Source organism: Phormidium sp. CCY1219, from assembly GCF_055795085.1.
On the sequence record NZ_JAYFEQ010000714.1, the window covers coordinates 22,993 to 28,992 of the forward strand.

Sequence of the window (6,000 nt, forward strand, 5' to 3'; positions counted from 1 at the left end):
CCCACGGCACAAGGGAATGCGCTCTTAGAGGCAAATTTTACCCCAGAAACGGAACTAGGGGATTACAGCTCACCCTGGGCTTACAGGTAGAAAGGCACGAGTCCGTAACTGCCGGGAGAAAAGACGATCGCAAAACGTCACCGTCGTTCTTTCTGCCCAAAACAGTCGGGCGATTCAAAACACTGCCTAGCCACTCTATTACTGACGGGAATTCCTCTCCCATTAAAACTGTCGTTTATTGCGGAAGTCTTTTTACCGCATCTGAGAGATGAAAAAAAAATGTTGGTGGATCGCTACAGTTGTGCTGGTGAGTGCTTGTGGCGTCCCCTCCGTGGTTCATGCTGAGCCAAATCGCTTCGGAAATCGAAACGCGCCCGATCGCTTTGAGGCGGCACAGTCACAACCCCTCCCCCTGGGGCAGACTCAGGAAAACTTCGCTTCCCCCCTCCTCGATGAGTCCCACAACCTCGCAACTCTACAGGGCAAATCTGAGGAGAATCCCGGTAGGGCCGCACTGGCATCCGAACGGTTTGCAAAAGTAGAAGCCTATATCCTGGAGGGGCAACCGGCAGCTATCCTTTATCTTCGGGATATTCCGGCGATCGCCTTTCTCGGATCCACTCCGGAGGCTTCTTCTAGTAAGTCTTGCCCCACACTCCCGGAGGTGGTTTCGCAAGTTGATACCTTGTCAAACTCTACCGCAAATAAAACCGCTGTCAGCTCTACCCTCGCCACCCATACCATTCCATCTCTCGTGCAAGCATCGCCCCCTGAAAGTCTCGCCGATCCGATGTGGAGAGCTTCGGAAATCGCCGCTAAACTCGAACAAATCCAATCGCGCGATATTGCCTCGGAAATTACGGTCAGTTGGGATGGGAAAGTCGATGATTCTGGCAATGAGGTGGCGGAAAGCTATCTGATTAAAGTTAAGGATGAGGAATTAGTCCGCATCGATCCTCAAACCCGACTTCCCGACACGACCAATAACCTCGCCGAAGATGCCCTCCAAATCACCAATCGATTGCGCCGACTGCTTGGCAATGCACCCCCGATCGCAGAAATTGCCAACAAACCTAAGCCCAAACCCGTCTCTCCCGCCGAACCGGCGATCGCTTACAACGTTCAATATCAAGTGGATGGCTGGGCCTCTTGGTATGGTCCGGGTTTTCACGGACGTCTCAGCGCCAGTGGCGAAGTCTTCAATCAAAATGCCCTGACGGCGGCTCATCTTCATCTCCCTTTCGGTACCCGGGTGCGCGTTACGAATTTGAACAGCGGTCTGTCTGTGGTAGTTCGCATTAACGATCGCGGTCCGTATGTCGGAAACCGAATTATCGATCTATCCGCCGCCGCCGCCCGCGCGATCGGCATGATCGAAAGTGGCGTAGCCCCCGTGCGCGTCGAAATTTTAAATTAATCCACTGCACAAGTCCCAGGACTAACCACAAGCCCTGGGGCGATCGCTCCGCCCTCAGCCCCCTGTCCCCTCCTCAAGGTCAATCCCATTTGGTCACAGGAATTATGCTACATACTTTGAGAATTGATAGACATAATGCCCAGCCCGTTCATCACTCTTGATGAATCTGCAAATAAGTTTTTCAAAATAGTTTCAAGAGATATAACATGGCAGTTTTTAATAAAACATATTGCAATTAATTGGATTTAAAATTAAAGCTTTTTGAACGAATAAAAAATACATTTTTAAGTTCATAAATATAGCGTTTTTCTTGGCTATTTTATTAGCCCAGATTTGCTTTTTCAACTCCCTTGAAAAAATACCGCACCCCAGGCAGTGCAGGCAGGGGCGTGACCCCCCACACCACTGGGGAGGACCATCGCATCTGGAGAATTAGGGGGCTACGCCCCTGGTGCGGTGGAAGATACCTGTGGTGCGTAACCGCCGACCCCACGGTGGGAGACCAGGAACCCCTGGAGAGTCGGCGGTCACGCACCCTACCGTCGCAATAACATTTTTGAGCTAAAATTTATTCTCAAAACCCGAAAAAAATTAACGATTTAATCAATAATTCCTATTCGTTTGGAGGAGTTTATCTCGAGGTTATAAAATCTCTCGATCGAGATTAATTTTCAGCACAGAGCAATGCGCGTTTCCTAGGAATTATCCTCCTCATTTTGAAGTACGGGATGGGACATAACCTGGGATTTTGGGGAATAAATTAGAGGACATAAAATTCAAAGGAATTGCAATTGCGTATCGGAGAACAAAGAAATGAGATAAACTACTTAGGGTCAGAAAAGAAAAGATAGAGGGGGTTTTTGTGCGCCTGTTTAGAACTGTTGCGGGTTTACGTTGCTATTTAGAATTGCATCGGGCGGGACAGACAGTGGGTCTCGTTCCGACAATGGGAGCCTTGCACGTGGGTCATTTAAGTTTAATTCAACAAGCCAGACGGGAAAATGAAATTGCGATCGTCAGCATTTTCGTAAACCCGCTGCAATTTGGTCCGACGGAAGATTTTGAGAAATATCCGAGAAGCTTAGAGGGCGATCGCCAACGCTGTGAAGAAGCGGGAGTCGATGCGATTTTCGTACCCAGTGCCGAGGAAATGGGAGTGGCGGGGGAGTCCTCCGAGCATTGCGTGCAGGTGGTACCCCCCGAGTCCATGACATCAGTGCTGTGCGGTCGCAGCCGGATCGGCCACTTTCAAGGTGTTACCACAATTGTAGCAAAACTTTTCAATACCATCTGGCCCGATCGCGCTTATTTTGGCAAAAAAGATGCCCAACAGCTAGCAATTATTCGGCAGATGGTGGCGGATCTGAAGTGGCCCGTGGAGATTGTGGCATGTCCGATCGTGCGGGAGTCATCGGGACTGGCGATGAGTTCGCGCAACCAGTATCTCAGCGAGAGCGAAAAAGAACGCGCATCAGTCCTGTATCGCAGTTTACAAAAAGCCGCGAAAAAATTTAGCGCCGGCGATGCCACCAATAGGGGTATAATTGCGGCGGTAAAATCGGAACTGGCAACAGTTCCAGAAGTTAAATTGGAGTATTGTACTCTCGTGGATCCGACCACGCTCAGACCATTAGAAACCGTCGAGCGCGCGGGATTGTTAGCGATCGCCGCGCAAGTGGGTCAAACTCGCTTAATCGACAACATTATCCTGAAAAATCGCCAACCCATTGTAGCCATTGATGGTCCAGCGGGGGCGGGGAAATCCACCGTAGCTCGTTTGGTCGCTAAAGAATTGGGCTTGATGTATTTGGACACTGGTGCAATGTATCGAGCGCTAACCTGGCAGGTTCTCGAATGGGGAATTTCCCTGGATGACGAACCGGCGATCGCGGAAGTGGCCAGTACCGCCAAAATCGAACTCGCGGATCCCGAAGACGAGGGTACTCCGACTCGAGTCTTGATAAACGGACATGACGTCACCCAAGCCATTCGCTCTTCTATCGTTACGGCTCATGTCTCCGACATTTCGAGTTACAAAAGCGTCCGCCGTCACCTGGTTTGCCTACAGCAGAAATTTGGAGAAAGAGGCGGCGTTGTGGTAGAGGGTCGAGACATCGGCACCCATGTCTTCCCCGATGCGGAACTTAAGATTTTTTTAACCGCCTCGGTAGGAGAGCGAGCTCGCCGACGTCAGAAAGACCTGACAAATCGAGGAGAACAAGAAATTCCCCTCGAACAGCTAGCGACACAAATTGAGCAACGCGATCGCAAGGATAGCACCCGCAAAATTGCACCCTTGACAAAAGCTAAAACTGCGATTGAAATAGAAACGGATGGGCGTACTGTGGATGAAGTCGTCCGAGAAATTGTCAAACACTACCGCCAAAGAGGTTTGGGGAATGAATATCACTCGCTCGGCAATGATAAACGTTAATTCCCGGCCAATCCGAAGTTAGCCGTTAAAACAATTCTTACGGTGTCACCCTTCAAGCCAATAGGTAATGACGAACCCTGGAAACTCCATCCAGATAAACAAGGTTCGCTTATCGTGGTTTAGGGTCTAGAAACTGTAAAAGACACGGTACGCGATCGGGTACGCTTTGCGTTTGCTATTTTTCATTGCCATCAGTGTGGAATGAAAAGTCCCAGGAAGCGCTATTCCGCCTCAGTTTCCGAGGCGGTAAGGTAGCCCGAGGGGGAGGGGAAACGCGATCGCGTTTCCCCCTGGAATTTGTGAATTTACTCTCCCCCGGTTTGAGATAATCACAATTAAGGCAGGAGCGTGAAATTGATAGAGATTCATCGCTTATTTTCTAAAAAATTTATGGCCTTGACCATTCTGGCTGCAACGGGGGTGATAATGGCTGGAATGCTCCTGCCTTCCACCCCGGTTTTTTCGCAAGGGATGCTGGCAAGAATGTCTTTGAGTGGGGAAAACGCCCAAGCGCAACCCAATTTGCTAATCGTCCAAGACACCTCACGGGGAAGGATGGAGGACTTCAGCATTTCCCTTGCCCAACTCTCCGCAGAAAAAGAAAAAAAGCTGACGTTTGCCGTCCCCGCCTCTTTTGAAGGTCAAACCATTTATGATGTCGCCCTGGCAAATAACGAAAAAGTCATCGCTTTAACTTTTGATGATGGACCTTGGCCGAAATACACCGAGCAAGTGCTAAATATTCTCAAAGAAAATAACATTAAAGCGACCTTTTTCTTGATTGGCCAACACCTCAAAGCTCATCCCGAAATCGGGAAAAAAGTGGTAGAAGAAGGTCACGCCATTGCCAACCACACGTGGAATCACCATTATCATCCCGTGAGTCAGGCGATCGCCGCTAAAGAACTCGGGGACACCGCCGCATTAATTTACGAATTGACCGGGGTAAAAACCTCGCTTTTTCGTCCGCCAGGAGGGGTTTTAACCAATGGATTGGTCGCTTACGCCCACAGTCAAAATTACTTGGTGGCCATGTGGTCTTCTGATGCCCAAGAATCTTCCTATCCCTCGACTCAAACCCTGATTAACAACGTGCTGACCACGGCTAGACCGGGTGGAATTGTCCTCATGCACGATGGAGGTGGCGATCGCTCTACAACCGTGAAAGCTCTCCCCACCATTATTGCCGAACTGCGAAATCAAGGCTATCGATTTGTCACCCTCACAGAACTGTTGGAAATTTACGACACACAACAACAAACTCCCATAGCAGAAAACACCGACACTCCCCCAACACCCCTCCCCGATCCGATTAACTAAGGGTTCATCGCCTCGTGCCATTCTTGATAGTTTTTATCACCGCTTGATTCAGGGCACGGCATTCCCGTGTCCCTAACTTTCCCCCTCATTCAGGCATAAAAAACGGCATTATACCAACATTTGTTCGTCCGAAATCCGGTAAAAAACAGTCCAAACGCGATTTATTACATTTCTTCCCCTCCAAAGCCTTTTCCCCCTACTATCCCGGTTTTTTTAATGCTTCTACCTGAAATTAGGTTAAGTCAAAAAAATAACTTTTCCCTAAAATAAACCGACTCGATTTCTTCATTCTCCCGGGGCACCAAAGCCGCCGAACGCGACAAAATACCATCCGGTTTTTGACCGCTAAAATCCTGTTTTAACTGTTATAGCAGTTCTCATATGGGTGAGGTAACGAATTTTTACTTCGGAGGTGCCGACGCGGTTAGGACTATTCGTCTGCGTACCACATCAAGAAAGAGACCTGTTATATTTCACCACCCCCAAGGATGGAAAAAAACTATCCCGATAAGCGCAATAGTTGTTTATCCCTAGTCCAACTCCAGGGATGGAAAAACTATCCCGATAAGCGCAATAGTTGTTTATCCCTAGTCCAACCTCAGGGATGGAAAAAACTATCCCGATAAGCGCAATAGTTGTTTATCCCTAGTCCAACCCCAGGGATGGAAAAACTATCTCGATAAGCGCAATAGTTTTTTATGCCTAGTCCAACCCCAGGGATGGAAAAACTATCCCGATGTCCGCAATAGTTTTTTATCCCTAGTCCAACCTCAGGGATGGAAAAAACTATCCCGATTTCCGCAATAGTTGTTTATGCCTAGTCCAACTC

The 6,000-nt window shown here is 48.9% G+C and carries 3 protein-coding genes; all 3 read left to right on the plus strand.

Annotated features, from left to right (window positions below; all coding sequences use genetic code 11):
- Nucleotides 1–268 precede the first annotated feature (268 nt).
- Nucleotides 269–1,417, plus strand: coding sequence for a septal ring lytic transglycosylase RlpA family protein (locus AC0QH1_RS21230; RefSeq protein WP_324633316.1), 1,149 nt, complete (start codon nucleotides 269–271; stop codon nucleotides 1,415–1,417).
- Between the two features lie 862 nt (nucleotides 1,418–2,279).
- Nucleotides 2,280–3,851: a bifunctional pantoate--beta-alanine ligase/(d)CMP kinase gene (locus AC0QH1_RS21235; RefSeq protein WP_324633317.1), complete on the plus strand. Its 1,572-nt coding sequence runs from the start codon at nucleotides 2,280–2,282 to the stop codon at nucleotides 3,849–3,851.
- Between the two features lie 348 nt (nucleotides 3,852–4,199).
- Nucleotides 4,200–5,171 carry a polysaccharide deacetylase family protein gene (locus AC0QH1_RS21240; RefSeq protein ID WP_442957352.1) on the plus strand — a complete coding sequence of 324 codons (972 nt, stop codon included), beginning with the start codon at nucleotides 4,200–4,202 and terminating at the stop codon, nucleotides 5,169–5,171.
- The last annotated feature ends 829 nt before the right edge of the window (nucleotides 5,172–6,000 follow it).